18 protein-coding genes and 1 riboswitch are annotated in these 23,988 nt (G+C 69.9%); of the genes, 7 read left to right on the top strand and 11 right to left on the bottom strand.

The window, feature by feature from the left end; genetic code table 11:
- Positions 1-61: 61 nt before the first annotated feature.
- A riboswitch (SAM riboswitch) is annotated at positions 62-179 on the bottom strand.
- A gap of 83 nt (positions 180-262) precedes the next feature.
- The 5 genes from trpD to ACFVT1_RS20360 form a co-directional block, all read right to left on the bottom strand.
- The gene (gene trpD, locus ACFVT1_RS20380) at positions 263-1,327 is read right to left on the bottom strand and encodes an anthranilate phosphoribosyltransferase (RefSeq protein WP_389797251.1); all 1,065 of its coding nucleotides are present in this window, start codon (positions 1,325-1,327) and stop codon (positions 263-265) included.
- A 125-nt stretch (positions 1,328-1,452) separates the two neighbouring features.
- Positions 1,453-3,078, bottom strand: a complete 1,626-nt coding sequence (locus ACFVT1_RS20375) for a cytochrome bc complex cytochrome b subunit (RefSeq protein ID WP_389797249.1) — start codon at positions 3,076-3,078, stop codon at positions 1,453-1,455.
- On the bottom strand, positions 3,075-4,127 hold the full coding sequence (locus ACFVT1_RS20370) for a Rieske 2Fe-2S domain-containing protein (protein ID WP_389797246.1): 1,053 nt from the start codon (positions 4,125-4,127) through the stop codon (positions 3,075-3,077). Before ACFVT1_RS20370 ends, ACFVT1_RS20375 begins: the two co-directional genes overlap by 4 nt.
- Positions 4,124-4,933, bottom strand: coding sequence for a c-type cytochrome (locus tag ACFVT1_RS20365; protein WP_389797244.1), 810 nt, complete (start codon positions 4,931-4,933; stop codon positions 4,124-4,126). Before ACFVT1_RS20365 ends, ACFVT1_RS20370 begins: the two co-directional genes overlap by 4 nt.
- 62 nt (positions 4,934-4,995) lie before the next feature.
- Complete coding sequence (locus tag ACFVT1_RS20360; protein ID WP_389797241.1) at positions 4,996-5,616, bottom strand: heme-copper oxidase subunit III; 621 nt, start codon at positions 5,614-5,616, stop codon at positions 4,996-4,998.
- 187 nt (positions 5,617-5,803) lie between these two features.
- On the opposite strand from ACFVT1_RS20360, the gene ACFVT1_RS20355 reads away from it, so the two are divergent.
- Positions 5,804-6,205, top strand: a complete 402-nt coding sequence (locus tag ACFVT1_RS20355) for a hypothetical protein (RefSeq protein ID WP_389797238.1) — start codon at positions 5,804-5,806, stop codon at positions 6,203-6,205.
- Between the two features lie 69 nt (positions 6,206-6,274).
- Here the strand turns inward: ACFVT1_RS20355 and ACFVT1_RS20350 are convergent, their stop codons facing one another.
- The 4 genes from ACFVT1_RS20350 to coxB form a co-directional block, all read right to left on the bottom strand.
- On the bottom strand, positions 6,275-7,534 hold the full coding sequence (locus ACFVT1_RS20350; RefSeq protein ID WP_389797236.1) for an Ig-like domain-containing protein: 1,260 nt from the start codon (positions 7,532-7,534) through the stop codon (positions 6,275-6,277).
- A 118-nt stretch (positions 7,535-7,652) separates the two neighbouring features.
- A complete protein-coding gene (locus ACFVT1_RS20345; protein WP_362204405.1) occupies positions 7,653-8,051 on the bottom strand; it encodes a cytochrome c oxidase subunit 4 in 399 nt (132 codons plus the stop codon).
- Positions 8,048-9,784 (bottom strand): cytochrome c oxidase subunit I, encoded by a 1,737-nt coding sequence (gene ctaD / locus ACFVT1_RS20340; protein WP_389797234.1) that lies wholly within the window; start codon positions 9,782-9,784, stop codon positions 8,048-8,050. Before ctaD ends, ACFVT1_RS20345 begins: the two co-directional genes overlap by 4 nt.
- The gene (gene coxB, locus ACFVT1_RS20335; RefSeq protein WP_389797231.1) at positions 9,781-10,743 is read right to left on the bottom strand and encodes a cytochrome c oxidase subunit II; all 963 of its coding nucleotides are present in this window, start codon (positions 10,741-10,743) and stop codon (positions 9,781-9,783) included. Before coxB ends, ctaD begins: the two co-directional genes overlap by 4 nt.
- 270 nt (positions 10,744-11,013) lie before the next feature.
- On the opposite strand from coxB, the gene ACFVT1_RS20330 reads away from it, so the two are divergent.
- Entirely contained in the window at positions 11,014-12,396 is a 1,383-nt protein-coding gene (locus ACFVT1_RS20330; RefSeq protein WP_389797228.1) for a cysteine desulfurase/sulfurtransferase TusA family protein, read from the top strand.
- A 12-nt stretch (positions 12,397-12,408) separates the two neighbouring features.
- Here the strand turns inward: ACFVT1_RS20330 and ACFVT1_RS20325 are convergent, their stop codons facing one another.
- Complete coding sequence (locus ACFVT1_RS20325; protein ID WP_389797226.1) at positions 12,409-13,383, bottom strand: carbohydrate kinase family protein; 975 nt, start codon at positions 13,381-13,383, stop codon at positions 12,409-12,411.
- 159 nt (positions 13,384-13,542) lie between these two features.
- Between ACFVT1_RS20325 and ACFVT1_RS20320 the strand changes: the two genes are divergently transcribed.
- Positions 13,543-13,740: a hypothetical protein gene (locus ACFVT1_RS20320; protein WP_362204390.1), complete on the top strand. Its 198-nt coding sequence runs from the start codon at positions 13,543-13,545 to the stop codon at positions 13,738-13,740.
- A gap of 140 nt (positions 13,741-13,880) precedes the next feature.
- Positions 13,881-15,362 carry a hypothetical protein gene (locus ACFVT1_RS20315; protein WP_389797223.1) on the top strand — a complete coding sequence of 494 codons (1,482 nt, stop codon included), beginning with the start codon at positions 13,881-13,883 and terminating at the stop codon, positions 15,360-15,362.
- Between the two features lie 193 nt (positions 15,363-15,555).
- Here ACFVT1_RS20315 and ACFVT1_RS20310 read toward each other — a convergent pair whose 3' ends face one another.
- Positions 15,556-15,912 carry an iron-sulfur cluster assembly accessory protein gene (locus ACFVT1_RS20310; protein ID WP_072483280.1) on the bottom strand — a complete coding sequence of 119 codons (357 nt, stop codon included), beginning with the start codon at positions 15,910-15,912 and terminating at the stop codon, positions 15,556-15,558.
- A gap of 223 nt (positions 15,913-16,135) precedes the next feature.
- Between ACFVT1_RS20310 and nadA the strand changes: the two genes are divergently transcribed.
- The 3 genes from nadA to ACFVT1_RS20295 all read left to right on the top strand — a co-directional run bounded on the left by nadA (position 16,136) and on the right by ACFVT1_RS20295 (position 23,972).
- Positions 16,136-17,332 (top strand): quinolinate synthase NadA, encoded by a 1,197-nt coding sequence (nadA, locus tag ACFVT1_RS20305; protein WP_389797220.1) that lies wholly within the window; start codon positions 16,136-16,138, stop codon positions 17,330-17,332.
- A 195-nt stretch (positions 17,333-17,527) separates the two neighbouring features.
- Entirely contained in the window at positions 17,528-18,937 is a 1,410-nt protein-coding gene (locus ACFVT1_RS20300; RefSeq protein ID WP_389797218.1) for a hypothetical protein, read from the top strand.
- Complete coding sequence (locus ACFVT1_RS20295; protein WP_389797216.1) at positions 18,927-23,972, top strand: tetratricopeptide repeat protein; 5,046 nt, start codon at positions 18,927-18,929, stop codon at positions 23,970-23,972. The genes ACFVT1_RS20300 and ACFVT1_RS20295 overlap by 11 nt, the downstream gene beginning before the upstream one ends.
- The last annotated feature ends 16 nt before the right edge of the window (positions 23,973-23,988 follow it).

Below are 23,988 nucleotides of genomic sequence, written 5' to 3'. Positions count from 1 at the left end.
TGCTCACAAGAGACTCCCTAGGGACCAGGACCCCGGGGGCTGGCATTCACAGATGCCGAGGGGCCCGCGCTTGCCGCAGACCTCGCTGCCTACGGCCTGGTCTTCACCCGGGGCACCCCGCCACGGACGGAGGGTTGCCGGACAGCGGGCCGGGGCCGTAGTCGCTGTCACTCATGACCTGCTCAGCATCTTGCCATACGTACGTCGACGCGCAAGGCGCGGTCCAGGATCCGGACCGCGCCCTGCGTCACATTCCGTCCGCTCAGGCGTTGCTGACCGCCACCCAGCGCTCCAGCACCTGCCGGGCCGCCCCCGAGTCGATGGACTCGGCGGCCTTCGCGATCCCGGCGGCCAGCTGCTCGTTCAGCGTGCCGTCCGTCGGGTCCAGGGCCACCAGCGCCGCCGCCGAGTTGAGCAGCACGGCCTCCCGTACGGGCCCCTGCTCGCCCGCCAGCAACCGGCGGGCCACATCCGCGTTGTACGAGGCGTCGGCGCCGCGCAGCGCCTGTGCCGGCACCAGCTCCAGACCGACGTCGCGCGGGTCGAACGCCTCCTCGCTCACCGCTCCGTCCCGGACCACCCAGACGCGCGAGGTAGCGGTCGTCGCCAGCTCGTCCAGGCCGTCGTCGCCGCGGAAGACCAGCGCCGAATTGCCGCGCTCGGCGAGGACACCGGCGACGATGGGCGCCATCCGCAGATCGGCGACGCCGATCGCCTGGGAGCGGACGTTGGCCGGGTTGGTGAGCGGCCCGAGGATGTTGAACGTCGTCGGGGCGCCGAGCTCCTTGCGGGCCCTGGAGACGTACCGCAGGGCGGGATGGAACTTCACCGCGAAGCAGAAGGTGATCCCCGCCTCCTCGGCGACCTCGACGACCCGCTGCGCGCTGAGCTCCAGATTGACGCCGAGCTTCTCCAGCACGTCGGAGGAACCGCTCGCCGAGGAGGAGGCGCGGTTGCCGTGCTTGACGACCTTGGCGCCGGTACCCGCGACGACGATCGCGGACATCGTGGAGATGTTGACCGTCTTGGCGAGATCGCCGCCGGTGCCGACGATGTCGACCGTGCGACCGGGCACGTGGATGGTGTGGGCGTGCTCGTACATCGCGCGCACCAGGCCCGACACCTCGTCGACCGTCTCGCCCTTGGCACGCAGGGCCACCGCGAAACCGGCGATCTGCACATCGGTCGCCTCACCGGCCATGATGCGGTCCATCGCCCACGCGGTGTCGTCCGCGTTCAGGTCCTCGCCGCGCAGCAGTGGATTCAGCACGCCGGGCCAGGAACGGTCCGCCACGCTGTCGCCGCCGACCGGGGTCACAACGTTCATGGTCCACTCCTGGGGGTCCACAGCCGATAAAAGGGGATGTCCCCACCCTATCGAGCGCCGGGGACAGCGAAGAGCCCCGTCCATCGGATGGACGGGGCTCCTGCTGTGGCGATCAGTTCAGGCGATCAGTGGTGACCGTGGCCGCTGGTGATCTCCTTGTACTCCTCGGTGGTGGGCTTGGCGATCTGGTTGTCCTCGCCGAAGTAGCCCTTGCTGAGCTTGGCGCGCAGCTTCTGCAGGGCGGAGACCTTGCGCTCGACACCGTTCTCGTCGACCGTCGGGCCGATCTCGACCGGCTGGTACTGCTCGTGCGCGGTGAGCGTGTGCAGCTGCTCCGGACCGAGCGGCTCGTGGATCTCGACGAACTCACCGTGCGGCAGGCGCTTGATGATGCCGGACTCGCGCCCGTGCAGCACCTTCTCCTTGTCGCGGCGCTGGAGGCCGAGGCAGATCCGGCGAGTGATGACGAACGCGAGGACCGGGCCGACGAAGATGAAGATCCGGACGAACCAGGAGATGGCGTTCAGCGACAGGTGGAAGTGCGTGGCCCACAGGTCGTTGCCACCGCCGATGAAGACGATGACGTACTCGGTGATCCAGGCGACGCCGAAGGCCGTCCGGGTCGGGGCGTTGCGCGGGCGGTCCAGGATGTGGTGCTCGCGCTTGTCCCCGGTGATCCAGGACTCGACGAACGGGTAGACCGCGATGATCGCGAGCACCAGTCCGAAGGCCATCAGCGGGATGAACACGCCCAGGACCAGCGTGTGGCCCCAGAGGTTGATCTCCCAGCCCGGCATCACTCGGATCAGACCCTCGGCGAAGCCCATGTACCAGTCGGGCTGGGCGCCGGTGGACACCTGGTCCGGGCGGTACGGGCCGATCGCCCAGATCGGGTTGATCGAGGCGATGGCCGCGATGACGGCGATGATGCCGAAGACCAGGAAGAAGAACCCGCCGGCCTTCGCCATGTACACCGGCAGCAGCGGCATGCCGACGACGTTCTTGTTGCTGCGGCCGGGACCCGCGAACTGCGTGTGCTTGTGGTAGAAGACCAGGATCAGGTGCGCCACCAGCAGACCGAGCATGATGCCCGGCAGCAGCAGGATGTGGATCGAGTAGAACCGGGCGACGAAGTCGTGGCCGGGGAACTCTCCGCCGAACAGGAACATCGAGATGTACGTGCCGACGATCGGCATCGACAGGATCGCGCCCTGGGTGAAGCGGACACCCGTACCGGAGAGCAGGTCGTCCGGGAGCGAGTAGCCGGTGAAGCCGGTGAACATGCCCAGCACGAACAGCAGGAAGCCGAAGAGCCAGTTGATCTCGCGCGGCTTGCGGAACGCACCCGTGAAGAAGACGCGCATCATGTGCACGAACATGCCGGCCAGGAAGATCAGCGCGGCCCAGTGGTGGATCTGGCGAACCAGCAGACCACCGCGGACGTCGAAGCTGATGTCCAGCGTCGAGGCGTAGGCCTCGGACATCCGGATGCCCTGCATCGGCTCGTACGAGCCGTGGTACACGACCTCGTTCATGCTCGGGTGGAAGAACAGCGTCAGGTACACACCCGTGAGGATGATGATGACGAAGCTGTAGAGGGCGATCTCACCGAGCATGAAGGACCAGTGGTCCGGGAAGATCTTGCGCATGTTGGCCTTGGCCAGGGAGTAGATCCCGAGCCGGCCGTCCGCCCAGTCGGCCACCCGCTCACCGGCGGGCGCCTTGCGCTGTGTGTCGGTCGCAGTACTCATCCGCGCTCCCAGAATGCAGGACCGACGGGCTCATCGAAGTCACCGAGCGCCTCGAGGTTGCCCTCGCTGTTCACGCCGATCCGCAGCTGCGGAAGGGCGTGACCGGCCGGACCGAAGATGACGCGGGCGCCGTCGGAGAGGTCGAAGGTGGACTGGTGGCACGGGCAGAGCACGTGGTGCGTCTGCTGCTCGTACAGGCTGATCGGGCAGCCGACGTGAGTGCAGATCTTGGAGAAGGCCACGATGCCCTCGTGGGCCCACTCGCGCTCGCGCTTGTCCTTGATGTTCTCCGGCTGGATACGGATGATCATCAGTGCGGCCTTGGCGATCTGGTTCTGGAAGTCCTCCGCGTCCTCCGACAGCCCCTCGGGCATGGCGAAGGTCAGCGAACCGACGGCGACGTCCTCGGGACGCAGCGGCTCCATCGTGTTCATGTTGATGAGCTGCTTGCCCTTGGCCCACAGGGTGTTGCGGAGCTTCTTCTCCGGCAGCGGACCGAGGTCGCGCAGCAGCACCACACCGGAGAGCGGCACCAGGGCCAGCGCGCCGAACATGGTGTTGCGGATCAGCTTGCGCCGGCCGAGCGCGGACTCCTCGGCACCGGCCGCGAAGTCCGCGAGGACCTTCGCCTTGACCTCGGGCGTGGCCTCGATGGCGTGCCGGTCGTCGGCGACCTCCACGTCGGACATCAGGGTGCGTGCCCAGTGGACGGCACCGGCGCCGATCGCGAAGAGGGCCACACCCAGGGTCAGCCCCAGGGAGAAGTTGAGCGCGCTCACATGGCCGAAGGGCCAGATGTACACGATCTTGTCGACCGGGAAGACGACGTACGAGGCGATGAAGCCCACCGTCGCCAGCATGGACACGGTGAACATGAGCGCGACGGTGCGCTCGGAGCGCTTCGCGGCACGTTCGTCGATGTCCTGGATGCGCGGCTTGTGAGCCGGCAGCCCGGGGTCGGCGAACGGGTCGTCCGCAACCTTTACCGCGCCGTGCGCGGGGTCCTGCTCAGCGGGCAGGTTCTCGTCTGGAATCTCTTGGCTACTCATGACTTCTTGGCCTTAGCGGTGTGGGCCGCGACCCAAATGGCAAGTGCGATCAGTGCGCCGAGCCCGAAGATCCAGGCGAACAAGCCTTCGCTGACCGGCCCCAGGCCACCCAGCTTGAGACCACCCGGGTTCTCCGACTGGGCGCTGTTCACGGTCTTGATGTACGCGATGATGTCCCGCTTCTGCTGCTCGGGCATCGTCGTGTCCGGGAAGGACGGCATGCTCTGCGGGCCGGTCTGCATGGCCTCGTAGACGTGCTTCGGGTCCACGCCTTCGAGGCTGGGCGCGTACTTGCCGTTCGTCAGCGCGCCCCCCTCACCGGTGAAGTTGTGACACTGAGCGCAGTTGGTACGGAACAGGTCGCCACCCTTGGCGATGTCCGCGCCTTCAGGGCTGACCTGGCTCTTGGTCGGAACAATCGGACCGGCGCCCAGCGAGGCGACGTACGCCGCGAGCTGGTCGATCTCGGCCTGGCTGTAGATGACCTTCTTCTTCGGTACCTGGGCGCCCGGCTGCTGCGCCGGCATACGGCCCGTACCGACCTGGAAGTCCACGGCGGCGGAGCCCACGCCGACCAGGCTCGGCCCGTCGGTGGTGCCCTGACCGCCGGTTCCGTGGCAGCTGGCGCAACCGACGGAGTACAGCTTCTTGCCCTCGTCGATGGCGAGGGACTGGGCGGTTTCGTCGGCCTGCGCCTTACTCACGGGCGCAAACGCGGCGTACAGCCCCCCAGTGGCCGCCAGCGCGAGGAGTAGTACGACGACCGCCGCCAACGGATGGCGTCGTCGTGCGGAGAGCTTTTTCACGGATTACCCCGGTGTCAGGATCTTCTGCGTCGATGCTGGATGTGGTTCGGGTTCGAGCCCGGTTACTTGATCATGTAGATCGTGGCGAAGAGGCCGATCCACACGACATCGACGAAGTGCCAGTAATAGGACACGACGATGGCTGCGGTCGCCTGTTCGTGGGTGAACCTCTTGGCTGCGTATGTCCTGCCCAGAACGAGCAGGAAGGCGATGAGACCGCCTGTCACGTGCAGCCCGTGGAAGCCGGTCGTCAGGTAGAACACCGAGCCGTACGGGTCGGAGGACAGCGAGAGGCCGTCCTTCTTCACCAGCTCGGTGTACTCGAAGACCTGGCCTCCGATGAAGATCGCACCCATCACGAAAGTGATCGTGAACCAGGTACGGAGCTTCTTCACGTCGCCCCGCTCCGCGGCGAAGACGCCGAGCTGGCAGGTGAGTGAGGAGAGCACCAGGATCGTGGTGTTCGTCGCCGAGAACGGGAAGTTCAGGGCCGAAGCCATTTCCTTCCAGTGGTCGGGTCCCATCACCGATCGCAGGGTGAAGTACATCGCGAAGAGGGCCGCGAAGAACATCAGCTCGGAACTCAACCAGATGATGGTTCCGACGCTGGTGAGGTTCGGTCGATTGACCGACGGGTGCGCGTGCCCGGTTTCTACTGTCGTTGCTGTCGCCACGACCGACATTATGTCGGTCCCTTATCCCGCCCTCACTCCGGGGGGTGCCGTTCGGTGTGTCAACAGGGTGTGCCCTCCCCGAACGGCCCATGAATCCCCTGTCCCGAGCGGTGCTGACAGGCCATCCGGCAGAGTACGATCCGCGCATCGGTTCATGCCCGGAAAGCCCCGAAGACACAGATGTCACGGAGGAACAATGCAGCCGACCGCCACGGTCCTGGTCTACAGCGACGACGCCAACATCCGTGAGCAGGTGAGGCTGGCAGCCGGGCGCAGGCCCGCGGCCGACGTACCACCGGTGGAGTTCCTGGAGTGCGCCACGCTGCCCGCCGTCCTGGACGCGCTGGACAACGGAGGCATCGACGTCTGCGTCCTGGACGGCGAGACGGCTCCCGCGGGCGGCATGGGCGTCTGCAGGCAGATCAAGGACGAGATCTTCCACTGCCCGCCCGTGCTGCTGCTGATGGGACGCCCCCAGGACGCCTGGCTGGCCACCTGGAGCCGCGCGGACGCCGCGGTGACCCTGCCGGTCGAACCGGTCGAGTTCGCGGACGCCCTGGCGTCCCTGCTGCGCAGCAGGGACTGCGTGGACGCCTGAGGACCGCCGCGCCCCTGTCCGCGGTCCCGCGTGCGGTCCCGCCGGGGAGGCGCGCACCCCCCGGGCCGGTCAGACCTCGGGGCGCAGCCGCGCCGCCTGGATCGTGTCCGAGCGGTCCGGGGTGGCGTTCTTCTGCAGCGCACTGCCCTGCTGCCATTTCGCCCAGGACAGGTTCCAGTCGCCGAAGCCGTTGTCGAACGGCGTCATCGTCTCGCCCTGGCTGCCGACGACCTGGACGACGTCGCCCGTGCGCACGGTGTTGAAGAACCACTCGGCGAGGCTGGTGCTCATGCCCGTACAGCCGTGGCTGACGTTCGCGTACCCCTGCGAACCGGTGGACCAGGGGGCCGCGTGCACGTACTCGCCGCTCCAGGTGACGCGGGTCGCGTAGTAGACCAGCAGGTCGTACGAGTCGTCCGAGTTCTCCGAGATGCCGATCGTCTCTCCGCGCATGCGTACGGAGTACTCCTTGCTCAGCACGACCTTGACGCCGTTTCGAGTGGAGAAGCCGGGTTTGCCGGTGGTCACCGGAATGGTGTTGATCACTTTCCCGTTGCGCTTGACGGTCATCGTGTGCGCGGCGGCGTCCGTGATGGCCTCGACGCGGTCGCCCGTGGTCAGCTTCAGCGCCTTCGACGGGGCTCCGTAGAGGGTGTCGGTGACCTTGATGCCGGCCAGGCCGCTGGTCACGTCGATGGTGGCCTTGGCGGGCCAGTACTCCTTGGGCCGGTAGTGCAGGATCTTGTCGTCGACCCAGTACCAGGAGCCGGTCACGGCGGGCTTGGAGCGGACCCGCAGGGCACGCTCCACGACGGCCCTGGACGCCTTGTCCTTGACCGGGGCACTGAGTTCCGCCGTGATGGGCTGCCCGACGCCGTAGGTGCCCGCCTGAGGGCCGAAGGTGACCTTCAGGAGCTTCTTGGCCCGGGCGGTGGCGGTCTCGAAGGAGAGCGTGCGGCTGCCCGGGTCGCCGTCGTCGTCCTCCATGCTGACCCGGACGGTGTAGTGGGTGCCGGCGGCGAGCGGTGAGGTGGAGCGCCAGCGCCTCCCGTCGGCGTCGAGCTCGCCGGCCACGTGGCGGCCGGTCGCGTCCACGGCCGACACGTCCGTGATCCGCCCGTCGTCGTCGACGGTGACTTCGAGCGGCTTCTCGGAGTCGGCCTTCTCGTCGCCCGCGGGGATGTTGGAGGAGATCTCGTCCACCGCGTCGTACGGTTTCGCCGCGAGCGGGTGGCCGCCCGACCCCCCGCAGGCGGTCACACCAGCGACCAGGGTCACGACCAGCAGGATGCTGCTCACTACGGGGCGGAAGCGCGGCGTGTGGTCCATGAACACACGTTATGGAGATTCATCCCTATTAGCGCGCAATGTGACTGCGAACGGGGGGCCCGTACTTCTTTTGGTGGAGAAGTACGGGCCCCCCGTCAGGTGGAGCGGTGACGCGAGGTCACTGGGTGCGGTTCTCACCGCGGTAGTACTCGAAGACCCAGCCGAACAGGCCGATCAGGATCATCGGGGCCGAGAAGTAGAGCAGCCACCAGCCGAAGACGATGCCCAGGAAGGCGAGGGCACCGCCGACGGCCAGCGAGAGCGGCTGCCAGCTGTGCGGGGAGAAGAACCCCACCTCGCCGGCCTCGTCCGCGACATCGGCCTCTTTGTTGTCCTGAGCCATGGCGTCGACCCGCTGCGCCGTGAAGGCCAGGTAGAAGCCGATCATGACGCTCAGGCCGAAGGCCAGGACGAGCGCGGTGGTACCGGCCGGCTCCTTCGACCACACGCCGTACGTGACGGCCATGGCGAGGATGAAGACGCTCAGCCAGAGGAACATCTTGCCCTGGATCTTCACTTGCCGGCCTCCTTGCCACCAGCGAGGGCCTTGTCACCCTCGGAGGGGTGCTCCAGCAGTTCGAGCGCCGCGATCTCCGGGTGGTGCAGGTCGAACGCCGGGGATTCGGAACGGATCCGCGGCAGGGTGAGGAAGTTGTGCCGCGGCGGCGGGCAGGAGGTCGCCCACTCCAGCGAACGGCCGTAGCCCCACGGGTCGTCGACCTCGACCTTCTTGCCGTACTTGGCGGTCTTCCACACGTTGTAGAAGAACGGCAGCATCGACAGGCCGAGCAGGAACGAGGAGATCGTCGAGATCGTGTTCAGCGCGGTGAAGCCGTCCGCGGCGAGGTAGTCCGCGTAACGACGCGGCATGCCCTCGGCACCCAGCCAGTGCTGCACCAGGAACGTGCCGTGGAAGCCCACGAACAGCGTCCAGAACGTGATCTTGCCGAGCCGCTCGTCCAGCATCTTCCCGGTGAACTTCGGCCACCAGAAGTGGAATCCGGAGAACATCGCGAAGACCACGGTGCCGAAGATGACGTAGTGGAAGTGCGCGACGACGAAGTACGAGTCCGAGACGTGGAAGTCCATCGGGGGCGACGCCAGGATCACACCGGTCAGACCACCGAAGGTGAAGGTGATCAGGAAGCCGACGGCCCAGAGCATCGGTGTCTCGAAGGACAGCGATCCCTTCCACATCGTGCCGATCCAGTTGAAGAACTTCACACCGGTCGGTACCGCGATGAGGAATGTCATGAACGAGAAGAACGGCAGCAGCACACCGCCGGTGACGTACATGTGGTGCGCCCACACGGTCACGGAGAGGCCCGCGATCGCGATCGTCGCGCTGATCAGGCCGATGTAGCCGAACATCGGCTTGCGGCTGAACACCGGGATCACTTCGGAAATGATTCCGAAGAATGGCAGGGCGATGATGTACACCTCTGGATGGCCGAAGAACCAGAAGAGGTGTTGCCAGAGCAATGCGCCGCCATTGGCCGCATCGAATACATGCGCACCGAATTTGCGGTCCGCCTCCAGCGCGAAGAGCGCGGCGGCGAGAACCGGGAAGGCCAGCAGGACCAGCACACCGGTCAGCAGGACGTTCCAGACGAAGATCGGCATGCGGAACATCGTCATGCCAGGGGCACGCATGCAGATGATCGTGGTGATGAAGTTGACCGAGCCGAGGATCGTGCCGAAGCCGGAGAAGGCCAGACCCATGATCCACATGTCGGCGCCGACACCCGGCGAACGGACCGCGTCCGAGAGCGGGGAGTAGGCGAACCAGCCGAAGTCCGCCGCACCCTGCGGGGTGAGGAAGCCGGCCACCGCGATGATCGAGCCGAAGAGGTACAGCCAGTACGCGAACATGTTCAGCCGCGGGAACGCCACATCGGGCGCACCGATCTGCAACGGCATGATCCAGTTCGCGAATCCGGCGAACAGCGGCGTCGCGAACATCAGCAGCATGATCGTGCCGTGCATCGTGAACGCCTGGTTGAACTGCTCGTTCGACATGATCTGCGTGCCGGGACGGGCCAGTTCGGCGCGCATGAAGAGCGCCATCAGACCGCCGATGCAGAAGAACGCGAACGATGTGACCAGGTACATCGTGCCGATCGTCTTGTGGTCAGTGGTGGTCAGCCACTTGATGACGACGTTTCCCGGCTGCTTGCGCCGGACCGGCAGCTCGTCCTCGTACGAGTCGTCTGCTGCCGCGGCACCCTGAGGTTCGTTGAGGATGCTCACAGTTTGTTCGTCTCCGCATTCCTGGCCGGGTCAGTCTGCTCGATGCCGGCCGGCACGTAGCCCGTCTGGCCCTTCTTCGCCAGCTCCTTGAGGTGCGCCTGGTAGCGCTCCGGGGAGACGACCTTGACGTTGAAGAGCATCCGGGAGTGGTCGACGCCGCAGAGCTCGGCGCACTTGCCCATGAAGGTGCCCTCCTGGTTGGGAGTCACCTCGAAGGCGTTGGTGTGGCCCGGAATGACGTCCTGCTTCATGAGGAACGGCACCACCCAGAAGGAGTGGATGACGTCACGCGAAGTCAGGACGAAGCGGACCTTCTCGCCCTTCGGCAGCCACAGGGTCGGACCCGGGTGGCCGTTCTGCGGGTTCCGCGTTCCCGGGATGCCGTAGTCGTAGACGCCCTCGGCACCCTTGGGGAAGTCCTTGCGGAACCGGTCCGGGATGGCGTCCAGTTCCTTGGGGATCTTGTTGCCCGTGGCGGTCGAGCCGTCCACGTTCTCGATGTAGTTGAATCCCCAGCTCCACTGGTAGCCGACCACGTTGACCGTGTGGGCGGGCTTCGGGGAGAGCGTGAGGAGCTTCGATTCATCGCGCGCGGTGAAGTAGAACAACACCGAGACGATGATCAGAGGGACCACGGTGTACAGCGCCTCGATGGGCATGTTGTACCTGGTCTGCGGAGGAACCTCGACCTTGGTGCGACTGCGCCGGTGGAAGATGACGCTCCACAGGATCAGACCCCAGACCAGCACACCCGTGGCGAGCGCTGCCGCCCACGAGCCCTGCCAGAGGGAAAGGATCCTAGGTGCCTCTTCCGTTACCGGCGTGGGCATACCAAGGCGGGGGAAGTCCTTGTATGTGCAACCGGTTGCGGTCGCCAGGATCAGGCCCGCAGTCAGCACCTGCGGCAGCTTCCGCCGCATCGGGCGCCGCGACGAGCGGTCGGAGCCGTTGGGACTCACGTAGCGCCTTCCCGAGAGTCTCGCCCGCGCGGTCGGCGCGGCCGTCTTTCTGGTCGGTCGCCGCCCTGACGCGGGCAGGGGTTTGGATGTTTATGCGGACCAAACCCTACTGGACGCCATTTGGGGTCGCGCGGGGAGGGTGCCCAACGCGCCGCCCGAGTCCCCGAAGGGGTGGAATACGGGCCTCCGGCCGCCATCTGACGCCCCCTCTCCCGGCCGTCCGGGCGGCCCCTCCCCGGGCCCGGCCCCGGCGCGGGCTAGCGTGGCGGCGTGCCCTACTTCGACGCCGCTTCCTCCGCCCCCCTCCACCCCGTCGCCCGCCAGGCGCTGCTTGCCGCGCTGGACGAGGGGTGGGCCGACCCGGCCAGGCTCTACCGCGAGGGGCGGCGGGCCCGGCTGCTGCTCGACGCGGCCCGGGAGGCCGCCGCGGAGGCCGTGGGGTGCCGTCCGGACGAGCTCACGTTCACTCCTTCGGGGACCCTGGCGGTGCACTCCGGGATGTCCGGAGCGCTTGCGGGGCGTCGGCGTGTCGGCCGCCATCTGGTCGTCTCCTCGGTCGAGCACTCGTCGGTGCTCCATTCGGCCGCCGCCCATGAGGCGGGGGGCGGATCGGTCTCCGAGGTCGCGGTCGACCGGTCGGGGGCGGTGAGCGCGGCGGCCTACGCGGACGCGCTGTGCGAGGACACCGCACTGGCCTGTCTGCAGTCGGCCAATCACGAGGTCGGCACCGAGCAGCCGGTGGGCGAGGTGGCGGAGGTCTGCCGGGCGGCGGGGGTGCCGCTGCTGGTGGACGCCGCGCAGTCGCTGGGCTGGGGGCGGGTGCCGGACGGCTGGTCGCTGCTGGCGGCCAGCGCGCACAAGTGGGGCGGGCCCTCGGGGGTCGGGCTGCTGGCGGTGCGCAAGGGGGTGCGGTTCGCGGCTCAAGGACCGGCCGGCGAACGGGAGTCCGGTCGGGCCGCGGGGTTCGAGAACCTTCCGGCGATCGTGGCCGCGGCGGCGTCGCTGCGGGCGGTGCGGACGGAGGCGGTGGCCGAATCCGTACGGCTGCGGGCCCTGGTGGACCGCATCAGGGCCCGGATGCCGCAGTTGGTGCCCGATGTGGAGGTGGTCGGCGATCCGGTGCGGCGGCTGCCGCATCTGGTGACCTTCTCCTGTCTCTATGTCGACGGAGAGACACTGCTCCACGAGCTGGACCGGGCCGGTTTCTCCGTGTCGTCCGGCTCCTCCTGCACCAGCAGCACGCTGATTCCGAGCCATGTGCTCAAGGCGATGGGGGTGCTGTCGGAGGGGAACGTACGGGTGTCGCTGCCGTCCGGCACGGCGGACGAGGACGTCGACCGCTTCCTGGACGTGCTGCCCCGGGTGGTGGCGGAGGTGCGGGAGAGGCTGGGAGCACCCGTTTCGGCTCCCCCCTCCCCCGCCGCGGCACCGTCCCTGGTGGTCGATGCCCTCGGGAGGCGGTGCCCGATCCCCGTGATCGAGCTCGCAAAGGTGATCGGGGAGGTACCGCTGGGCGGGACGGTGACCGTGCTCTCCGACGACGAGGCGGCGCACCTGGACATCCCCGCCTGGTGCGTGATGCGCGAGCAGGAGTACGTGGGCGAGGAGCCGGCGGACCGCGGCTCGGCCCATGTGGTCCGCCGGCTCACCTGAGGTTCTCCGGGGTCAGCCCAGGTGCGTGTGGACCTCGGCGGCGGCCGCGTGGCCGTACGCCTTGGTGAAGCGGTCCATGAAGTGGGCGCGGCGCAGGGTGTACTCCTGGGTGCCGACGGTCTCGATGACCAGGGTGGCGAGCATGCAGCCGACCTGGGCGGCGCGCTCCAGGCCGACGCCCCAGGCGAGACCGGAGAGGAAACCGGCGCGGAAGGCGTCGCCGACACCGGTCGGGTCGGCCTTGATCTCCTCCTCCGGGCAGCCGACCTCGATGGCCTCGTGGCCGGCCCGCTCGATCCGGACACCGCGGGCGCCGAGCGTGGTGACCCGGTGGCCGACCTTGGCCAGGATCTGCTCGTCGCTCCAGCCGGTCTTGGCCTCGATGAGCCCCTTCTCGTACTCGTTGGAGAAGAGGTACGTGGCCCCGTCGAGGAGGATCCGGATCTCGTCGCCGTTCATCCGGGCGATCTGCTGCGAGAAGTCCGCGGCGAACGGGATGCCGCGCGAGCGGCACTCCTCGGTGTGGCGGAGCATCCCCTCGGGGTCGTCGGCGCCGATGGAGACGAGGTCGAGGCCGCCGACGCGGTCGGCGACGGCCTTCAGCTCGATGAGCCGGGCCTCGCTCATCGCGCCCGTGTAGAAGGAGCCGATCTGGTTGTGGTCCGCGTCCGTCGTGCAGACGAAGCGCGCGGTGTGCAGGACCTCGGAGATCCGGACCGAGCCCGTGTCGACGCCGTGGCGGTCCAGCCAGGCGCGGTACTCGTCGAAGTCGGAGCCCGCGGCGCCGACCAGGATCGGACGGGTGCCGAGCAGGCCCATGCCGAAGCAGATGTTGGCGGCGACACCGCCCCGGCGCACGTCGAGGTTGTCGACCAGGAAGGAGAGCGAGACCGTGTGCAGCTGATCCGCGACCAGCTGGTCGGCAAAACGGCCGGGGAAGGTCATGAGGTGATCGGTGGCAATGGAGCCGGTGACTGCGATTCGCACGGGAAACTGCTCCTGCGGAGATCGGGGGGAACGGGTGACTGCGTTCCCGGGGCGGCGTGACAGTTCACGCTACCCGCTTCGCACGCGTGCCCTGAAGGGGGGAAAACTACCCGATAGTAGGTCTTTCTTCTCAGGGCGTGCAATGCCTACGGTGCGGTCATGTCGAACCACAGCGCCATGCGCGAGTCCGAGATCAGCCTGGCCGAGCTGCGCGGTGACTGCGCGCGGATGGCTCCGCACTGGGTGGTCCCCGCGAAGTCCGCCCCCGCTCCGGTCGCCCCGTCCCTGATCCACGGTGTGACGGTGCCGGCCGCCTCCGCGCGGCTGATCGACGCCATGTCCGAGTACGGCGACTGAGACCGGCACCGACCGCGCCCGACGCCCCCGGGGGAACCGAGCGCCCCTGCGCCCCGTCCCACCGTTGTCCCCCACCCGCTGGACGGACGGCAGGCCGCGTGAGGGCCTGTGACGGCAACGCAGGCGAAGGAGCGGATCCGGTGAGCACCGAGCGACCCGACAACGACGTGACCGGCCCCCGGCGGCGTTCGCCGCTCGCCGTGGCCTCGGTGGCGGCAGCCGTACTGCTGGCCGGCGGCGGCGGCGCGTACTGGGCCGCCACCGCCGCGGACGGTGACGGCAGGAGCGGCGGCAACGCGGCCGACCGCGGGGAGCCCACCCCTCCCCCGCTGGCCCTGGACGGACGCGCGGGCGCCCCGGCGGCCCCCGGCGGATCCTCCCCCGGGGCCGCACCGGGCATCGCACCGGGCGAGCCCGATCCGCACGGCGGCCGGGTGGTCTACCGCGCCTCCGGCGAACTGCCCGAGGGCCCGCGCACGGCGGCGGTGCGGCGCGCGGAGGGGACGGTGACCGCGGCGGAGGTGGCCCGGCTGGCGAAGGCGCTGGGCCTCGGGGGCACGCCGCGAACCGAGGGCACGTCCTGGAAGGTGGGGTCCGAGGGGGACGGATCGGGCCCGGTCCTCCGGGTGGACAAGCAGGCCCCCGGCACCTGGAGTTTCGCCCGGTACGGCTCCGGCGGTACGGACAACTGCGTGAAGACCACGGCCTGTTCGGGCAGGCAGACGGCCCCGGGCGGCGGCGGATCCCCGGTGGGCGAGAGCGCCGCCAGGGCTGCCGCGGCGCCGGTCCTGAAGGCGGTGGGCCAGGACGGTGCCGCCCTCGACTCCCGCCGGCTCATGGGCTCGGTACGGGTGGTGAGCGCCGACCCGATGGTCGACGGACTACCCACCCATGGCTGGTCGACCGGGATCCAGGTGAGTTCCGAAGGTGAAGTCGTCGGCGGCAGCGGGCAGTTGAAGGACCTGGAGAAGGGCGACAGCTACCCGGTCATCAGCGCGGGCGAGGCGCTGAAGCAGTTGAACGGGGCGACGTCCCGGACGGACGGGCGCGCGGACATCGGCGGCTGCGCCACCCCCGTACCGCTGCGGGACGGCCTGAAATCGCCGGCGGCCCACTGCGGGACGCGGACCGGTGCGGAGCGGCCGACGACGACCGTGACGATCGACAGGGCGGCGTTCGGGCTGACGAAACAGTACGTGGCGGGCAAGCAGACGCTCGTACCGTCCTGGCTCTTCTCGGTGCGGCCGGCCACGGGCGGCACGGGCACCACCGTGTCGCAGATCGCCGTGGACCCCGCGTACCTGACGAAGGCCGCGCCCTCCTCGGCGACCCCGCCCCCGGGGGACGCCGGAAGGCCCTCGCGGCAGATCCTGTCGTACAGCACCGACGGGAGGAGGACCCTGTCGGTGACGTTCTGGGGCGGGGTGTGCGGCACGTACACCGCGAGCGCGACCGAGAGCGGGACGGCGGTGCGGGTGGCGGTGGCGGAGTCGAAGCCGGCCGGGAAGAAGACCTGCATCATGATCGCCAAGGAGCTGACCCGAACGGTGACGCTGGACGCGCCGCTCGGTGACCGGACGGTGGTCGACGCCGCGTCGGGCGACGACGTGCCCCGCGCCTGACGCCGGAGCCCGTGCACAACAGAGGCGGGGGGGGCGCGCCGGCCGGGGCGCCGCCCCCGGGGGGGGTGCGGGCCCCCCCGGCACTCGGGGGCCCGCCGCCTCTGTGTGGTTCCGCCGCCGCCTTCAGGCCCTGCGGCCTCTCGTCGGGATCACGCCGGGCTCGCGGGGTCCGGCCCGATCCAAACGGAGGACCCTAGTTGAAGGAGTCGCCGCAGGCGCAGGAGCCCGTGGCGTTCGGGTTGTCGATCGTGAAGCCCTGCTTCTCGATGGTGTCGACGAAGTCGATGGAGGCGCCGCCCAGGTACGGGGCGCTCATCCGGTCGGTGACGACCTTGACGCCGTCGAAGTCCTTCACGACGTCGCCGTCGAGCGAACGCTCGTCGAAGAAGAGCTGGTAGCGCAGGCCCGAGCAGCCGCCGGGCTGGACGGCGACGCGCAGCGCCAGGTCGTCACGGCCTTCCTGCTCCAGCAGGCCCTTGACCTTGGCTGCGGCGGCGTCGGACAGGAGGATGCCGTCGCTCACGGTGGTGGTCTCGTCCGATACGGACATCTGCTTCTCTCCCGGGTTGTACGGAGACTGCTTGCCGACGTTGCAACCGACGGGACCTCGGATTCATTCCGAGCCGAGCGCTTGCCTGTTCCATTCATGCTCGCACACCGGCCGTCCCGGGGGATGCGTCACATCGACACTATGGCCATCGTCAAAGTGACGTGAACCGGATATGATAGATAGCGTCAATTAGACGAAAAGGCATTTCCGCAGAGAAGAAAGGGTGCGTGACGTGACCACGGCCCACCCCGTCCAGGACCTCGACGTCCAGCCGACGCCCCTCGCCCTGCTCCTGCTCGGCCGCGAGGCCGACCCGAGGAGCGAGCGCGGCGTCGAGTGCCCCGGCGACCTTCCTTCCCCGTCCGACCCGGACCTGGTGGAGCGTGCCCGCGCGGCCAAGGAGAAGCTCGGGGACAAGGTGTTCGTCCTCGGGCACCACTACCAGCGCGACGAGGTCATCCAGTTCGCCGACGTCACCGGGGACTCCTTCAAGCTCGCCCGGGACGCGGCCGCGCGCCCGGAGGCGGAGTACATCGTCTTCTGCGGCGTGCACTTCATGGCCGAGTCCGCGGACATCCTGACCACCGGCGACCAGAAGGTCGTGCTGCCGGACCTGGCGGCGGGCTGCTCCATGGCCGACATGGCCACCGCCGAGCAGGTGGCCGAGTGCTGGGACGTGCTGACCGAGGCCGGGGTCGCCGAGCAGGTCGTGCCGGTCTCGTACATGAACTCCTCCGCCGACATCAAGGCCTTCACCGGCCGGCACGGCGGGACGATCTGCACCTCGTCCAATGCGGAGCGGGCGCTGGAATGGGCCTTCGAGCAGAGGGAGAAGGTCCTGTTCCTGCCCGACCAGCACCTGGGGCGGAACACCGCGGTCCGGGACATGGGCATGTCGCTGGAGGACTGCGTCCTGTACAACCCGCACAAGCCGAACGGCGGCCTGACCGCCGAGGAGCTGCGCGACGCGAAGATGATCCTGTGGCGCGGGCACTGCTCGGTGCACGGGCGCTTCTCGGTCGAGTCCGTCGCCGACGTGCGCGAGCGGATACCGGGCGTCAATGTGCTGGTGCACCCGGAGTGCAGGCACGAGGTCGTGGCGGCGGCGGACTACGTCGGCTCGACGGAGTACATCATCAAGGCCCTGGAGGCGGCCCCGGCCGGCTCGAAGTGGGCCATCGGCACCGAGCTGAACCTGGTGCGCCGCCTGGCCAACCGGTTCGCGGCCGAGGACAAGGAGATCGTCTTCCTCGACAAGACGGTGTGCTTCTGCTCGACGATGAACCGGATCGACCTGCCGCACCTGGTGTGGGCCCTGGAGTCGCTGGCCGAGGGGAACCTGGTCAACCGGATCGAGGTCGACCCGGAGACGGAGAAGTACGCGAAGCTGGCGCTGGAGCGGATGCTGGCGCTGCCGTAGCGGGTGCCGCTTGCGGCATGGCCGTGAGGCCCGGTCCACCGTTGAACGGCCGGTGGACCGGGCCTTCCGTTCTCGTACGGGTACGGAACCTCCCGAGCCGACTGGTTTCCTCCATTTGGCACTCGAACAGCCCTCTCCGTAATTACGCTGCTTTATCCACGGCAGCAGCGCACATTCACGGGGGTACGGCGCCACATGACGTCTCGCAGCCGGGTCGACGACATGGTGGTCGTCGTCCCGGGCATTCTCGGCAGCCGGCTGGCGGACGCGGACGGGCACGAGGTCTGGGGCCTCTCGGGCCCGGCCCTCCTCCGCGGGATCCGTACGTTCGGCCGGTCCGTCAAGGGCCTGGCGCTGCCCCCGGACCTGGGCGACGAGCACCCGGGCGACGGTGTGCGCCCGCTCGGCCCGATGCGCGACCTGCACGGACTGCTGGGCATCGGGACGCTCGTGGACGGCTACGACGGCTTCCTGGAGTGGCTGGAAGACAACTTCACGCTCCGGCGCCGGGGCGAAGAGGACGAAGCGGACGCCCCCGCCAACCTGATCGGCTTCGCCTACGACTGGCGGCTGTCCTGCCGCTACAACGCGGACCGGCTGGCCGAGCGGGTGGACGAGGAGCTCGGCCGCTGGCGAGCCTCGGCGCCGGAGCGGGCGGAGGCCCGGGTCGTCTTCGTCTGCCACTCGATGGGCGGCCTGGTCACCCGCCAGTACGTGGAGCGGTGCGGCGGCGCGGAGGTGACGCGCCGCGTGATCACGCTCGGAACCCCGTACCGGGGCTCCCTGGACGCCCTGCTCTCTCTGGTCGACGGGGTAGGCCCGGCCGGTGTCGGCCTCACCGCGTTCGCCCGCAGCCTTCCGTCCCTCCACCAGCTCGTCCCCGACTACGCCGCGCTGATCACCGCGCCGGGCGAGCCGCTGCGATACGCCCGTGAGGTGACCGGCCTGCCCGGGACCGACGCGGCACTGCTCAAGGACGCCGCCCGCTTCCACGAGGCGCTGCGGGAGTCCGGGGCGGGGACGGCGTACGGAGTGGAGTACGTACCGATCAGCGGGGTGCTCCAGCCGACCCCGACCACCGCCGAGGTCCAGGGCGAGAAGCTGACCGGACTGCTCACGATCGACGGGGCCGACGAGGGCGGCGACGGCCGCGTGCCCAGACTCTCCAGCGCCCACGTGGGGGCGGCGGGGCGGCCCGCGTACACGCCCTGGGAGAAGCACGGCTCGCTCCAGAACAACACGGCGCTGCGCCAGGCCCTCTACAACTGGCTCACCCCGGACCCGCCGGTCCACCGGGGTCCGGAGGCCGCGGACATCCCGCTGGTGGTGGACGCCCCGGACGCGATCGCCGAGGGCGAGGTGTACGAGCTGCGGGCCGCGGTCCCGCCGGACATACGGGGCCAGGACCGGGTGGCCGTCTTCGCGGCGGCCGGGGGCGGACCGGTGCGGACGCTGAACAACCTGGGCGGGGGCCGTTACGTGGCACGCCTGGCCGGACTGCCGGCCGGGCCGCACCGGGTGCGGGTGAGTACGGGGAACGCGGGCCATGTCGTGATGACCGCGCTGGTGCTGGTACTGGAGAGCGGGGCGGACGATGGTGCGTGAGGCGGGCGTGGCGGGCGACGACGGACGCGAGCCGGTGGGGACGGCGCTGTGCGTGGCGTGTGAGGAGTACACCGACCGGCGGAGCTTTCCCCCGCTGACCGGGGCGGTGGCCCAGGTGGAGGAGATCGCCGGACTGCTGGAGGGTCTGGGGATCGCGGCGCATGTGGCGGGCGGCGGGAACCCGTCCTGGGCGGCCTTCGACGAGGCCCTCACCGCCTGGAGCGAGGGCTGGCGGGAGACGGGAGCGGCGAAGCCCGCGATCATCGTCTGGTCGGGGCACGGCGTGCTGATCGACGACGAACTGCGCCTCGCGCTCTGTGACCTGGATCTCGACGTCGAGCAGGTGACGCGTGACGCACGCGCCCTCAAGCGGGGCGTCTCGGCCGAGACGCTGGTCAATGACGCGGTGGCGTCGGGCGCCGACCAGATCCTGGTGCTCATCGACACCTGCCACGCGGGAGACGCGGTGGGCCGGGGCCTGGAGAAGGCCCTGCGGCGCTGGGAGGCCACCTCCACGCCGCCCGGCCAGGTCAAGTGGTTCGGGATCATGGCGAGTTGTCGGCGCAACGAGACGTCGGACGGCAGCGGCCCTCTGCTCACCGCGTTGGCACAGGTGCTGAAGGCCGGCCCGGCCACCACCGAGTACCGCTCGGCATGGAGCGCCCACAACGCGTTGGTCAGCGGCCCGGACCTGCTGGCCGCGCTGGGTGAGCGATGGAACGGAGAGGGCCGGACACCGGTGCCCGCCACCCTCGGCACCGGGCGGCCGGTCTTCCCGAACCCGCGCCATGTGCCCGGGGCTCCCGCCCGGCTGGTGGAGCACCTGGTGCTCGCGGCGCGCGGGGTCGGGTACCGCGAGGAGGGCTGGTTCTTCACGGGCCGGAAGGAGGTGCTGGGTCGGATCGCCGCATGGCTGGAGGCGGACGAGGCCGGGCTCTTCCTGGTGACCGGCCCGGCGGGCTGCGGCAAGTCGGCCGTGCTGGGCCGGATCGCGACGCTCACCGATCCCGTGCAGCGGAAGGAGACCGAGGCGCACGGGGGCCTGCGCGAGGACGACCCGGACCCGGGCCTCCGCCCCGACCGCTCCCTCGCCTCCGTGCATCTGCGAGGTCTGAGCCCTCTCCAGGCGGCCTCGGAGCTGGCCCGGCAACTCGGACTGCCGGAACCCCGCAACGTGGACGACTTCCGGGGCGAGCTCCGTGAGTTGTCCCCGCAGCCGGTGCTGGTGCTCGACGGCCTGGACGAAGTACCCGCCGAGCACCTCCGTGCCGTGATCGAGGAGCTGGTCTTCCCGCTCAGCCGGACGACCCCGGTCCTGCTCGGCTCCCGCGACCGTGCGTTCCGCAGCCGTATCGAGGAGGACGGGCAGGGGAACGAGACCCTGCCGGACGCCCTGGCCCGGCTGATCGGTACGGGCGTCACCACGGCGGACCTGGAGCGGGAGCCGCACACGCAGGAGGACATCGGTGAGTACGTGTTCCGCCGGTGCGCGGCGGCCGGTGTCCCGGAGGACCGGGCGCGGGAGGCGGGCGACGCGGTCGCCGCGCGTGCCACGGCGGTGGGCGGCGGATTCCTGTTCGCGCGACTGGTGACCGGCTCGCTGTCGGCAGCGGGTCGTGCCGCCGAGGAGGGCCAGTGGCCGGCCGGGCTCCCCGACTCCATCGAGGCCGCGTTCGAGGAGGACTTGCGGGCCGGGCCGGTACGGGTCCTGGCGGACGGCACCGAACAGCCGTCCGCCGCACGGGATCTGCTGACCGCGCTGGCGTGGACGGTCGGGCGCGGCATGCCCGCCGGGGGCGTGTGGGAGGAGGTCGCCGGAGCGCTGGGCGGCGGTGACGTGTCGTACGACGAGAGCGACGTGGACTGGGTGCTGTCCGCCTACGGCCGCTACATCGTCGAGGACTCCGAGGACGGGCAGGCGGTGTACCGCCTGTACCACCGCGAGTTCGTGTCACATCTCGCGGACCGGGAGGTGCCGGGGGGTTCCGAGGCCGGAGAGGTGGCGTTGGCCGCGCTCGTCGCGCACGTCGAGCGGCGAGCGGTGGGCGGCGACCGGGGAGCGGTCGATCCGTACGTGGTGCGGGGGCTCGCGCTGCATGCGGCGCGGGCGGGTGCGACGGGGATCGGGATGCTGCGGGGGCTGGTGGAGCGGGGCGGGACGGGCGCGACGCCGGTTCTGGCCGAGGCGTTGCACCGCTTCTCCGAGCGGCTCGGGGCGGAGGGGGATCTGGACGGTGCGCTGTCCACCGCGCGGGAGTCGCTGTCGCTGTGCGAGGAACTGGAGCGAGAATCTCCCGGAAGCCATCGGACCGAGGTGGCCCGTGCCCTGATGAATGTCTCCGTCCGCTGCGCCGGCACCGGCGACCTCGCAGGGGCTCTGGCACCCGCACGGGAGGCAGTCCTTGTCCAGCGGGCACGGGCCGATTCCGGGGCCGACGGCACGCTCCCGGCTCTCGCGGACGCCCTCAGCGCCCTCGGCAACCGCCTCGCAGGCGTCGGCGACCGGGAAGGCGCACTCGATCCGGCGCGGGAGGCCGTACGCATCTACCGCGAGCTCGCCACGCAGAGCCCGACAACCTTCCGCCTGGGTCTCGCCCGTACACTCACCAACCTTGCGGCGCACCTGGGTTCCGACGGACACCACCGGGCCGCGCTGCCGCACGCGAAGGAAGCGGTCGGCATCTACCGCGAACTCGACGCGCTCCACCCCGGCGCATTCCTGGACGGCCTCGCCGCCGTCCTCACCAATCTGGCAGGCAATCTCAGCAGGACTGGCGCCCACGCGGACGCACTGCCGCCCGCAGAGGAGGCGGTCCGCATCCGGCGGGCCGTGGCCCGAGGCCACTCCGGCGCTCTGCTCCCGTTGGCCCGCTCCCTGAACAATTTGTCCGCGCACCGCGCCGACGCCGGGGACCGGGAGGGGGCCCTCGCGTCCGCCCAGGAGGCGGTACGCATCTACCGAGACCTCGGTTCGCGCCATCCGACCGCGTTCCTGCCCGGTCTGGCCGGCGCCCTCACCAATCTGTCCCAGCGAATCTCCGCCGCCGGAGACCCCAAGGGGGCGCGCGCCCCGGCTCGGGAGGCCGCGCGCCTGTACGCCAAGCTGGCTGCGGAGCACCCCGGCGCGTTCCGGGCGGACCTCGCGCTGTCCCTGAGCACCCTGGCCGGAACGTCCACCGCCGGAGACCGGGAATCCGCCGTGGCGTTGATGCGAGAAGCCGTACGCATCCAGCGCGAACTGGCCGCAGAACAAACGGCCGCACACCTCCCGGCGCTCGCCGACTTCCTCCACAACCTCGCCAAGGCGCTCGTCGCTGCCGGGGAGCCCACGGCAGCCCTGCCCCAGGCCGAAGAAGCGGTCAGCGTCTGTCGCCGCCTCGTCCTGCGGGACCCGGGCGCTTCCTCCGCCAAGCTCGCCACGGCGCTCTGCCACCTGGGCAGCAACCGTGCTGTCGTCGGCGACGTCTCGGGGGCGCTCGCATCGGCCCGAGAAGCCCTCGCCCTCCAGCGCGAACTCGCCGCACAGCGGCCTGTCTTCCGCCTGGGCCTCGCCGCGACGCTCAACAACCTGGCCAACCACCTCAACGACACCGGGGACCCCTCCGCCGCGTTGCGGGCAGCGGAGGAATCCGTTGCCATCCACCGCGAGCTCACCGCACGGAACCCGGCCGCCTTCCGCTCCGGCCTCGCCTGCGCCCTCACCCCTCTTGCGGAGAGTCTCGCCGCCACAGGCAGTCCGGAGAAAGCACTGTCACCAGCGCACGAGTCCGTGCGGCTATGGCGTGAACTCGTCGCCGACCAGGCCGACGCCTTCCTTCCCGATCTCGCCACCGCCCTCAACAACCTCGGCGTGTACCTGGGGCAGAACCGCGACTACGACGGGGCGGTGACCACAGCGCGGGAAGCCGTCGCCATCCGGCGGAGCCTGGCCATGGCGAATCCTGGCGCCTTCGGGACCGTGTTCGTCACCGCTCTCAACAACCTGGCCGAGGCTCTCACCCGCACGGACGACCACACATCGGCGATCTGCGCATTCGACGAGGCCGTGGAGGGTTTCGCGGCAGTCCACCCCGCAACCGCCCGCCGCCTCGGCGTCGAGCGCGGCGTCTTCCTCCTGTCCTGCCCCGCCCCCCGGACCGAGGGCGGCGTACGTGAGCTGGTGGCGTTGCTGGACAAGGAATCCGGAGGGACGGGAGGGCCGGACCCCGTGACCGTACGGGCCCGGCAGGCGCTTCGCGCCTGCAGCGACACCGACGCCGTACGCACCGCGTGGGAAGAAGAGACCTTCGCCCCCGCACCGGCCTGGCTCGCCCTGTCTCCGGAGACTCTGGACCTCGTCAGTTCCTGGATGTTCGCGCCCAACTGGCCCCGGTCGCGCGACGTCTGGTCCCAGAATGCCGAAGTGCTCAAGCGCGAGGAGGCAGCGACAGCCCTCGAAGAGCTGGCACTCCTGGACCCTCGCACCGCACGGCAGCACGCCGCACTCCGCAGGGCCGTCCTCGTCCACGGCGTGACCGCCGCCTACGATCCGCTGATCCTCGCGGAGCAGGTGGCGGAGTGGGTGGACTGCGCCACCTGGGCGGAGTCACGGGTCTTCCTCCAGGACCACCCGCGCGTCCTCCAGGCCCAGCCGTCCGAGGCCACCCCGCTCGCGCACGTCGCCGTCCTCGATGTCGCCCGCGCCGAAGGACTGGACGCCGCGTACCGCCTCGTCGAGGACCGCGACGCCCTCCAGGCTTACGTGGAAAGGGCGTTGGCAGCCGGGGACGGCAACGCACTGCTGCACGCCGCGGCCGTCGAGGGGCAGGTCTTCGACGACAGGCTGTCCTCCCTCACCCACGCCCAGGCGGGCATGGTGCTCGCCGGAGCCGTCGAGGGCGTCGAGCCGGACGAGCTGGCCACGCTCCTCCCCCGCGCACCCGAGGAGACCCGTGCCCGGCTGCTCAGGGAGATCCTCGCTCTCAGCGTCCGGCACGCCGACCCGCACGGCGAGACGTGGCTCCGGATCGTCCAGGCTCTCAGCGGGGCCGCCTGACGCTCACCGCCCCGCC

It is taken from the genome of Streptomyces sp. NPDC057963 (assembly GCF_042887155.1).
In the GTDB taxonomy this organism is placed as follows: domain Bacteria; phylum Actinomycetota; class Actinomycetes; order Streptomycetales; family Streptomycetaceae; genus Streptomyces.
The sequence above is the reverse complement of the archived record's forward strand: the minus strand, read 5'-3'. Positions and strand labels throughout refer to the sequence as shown.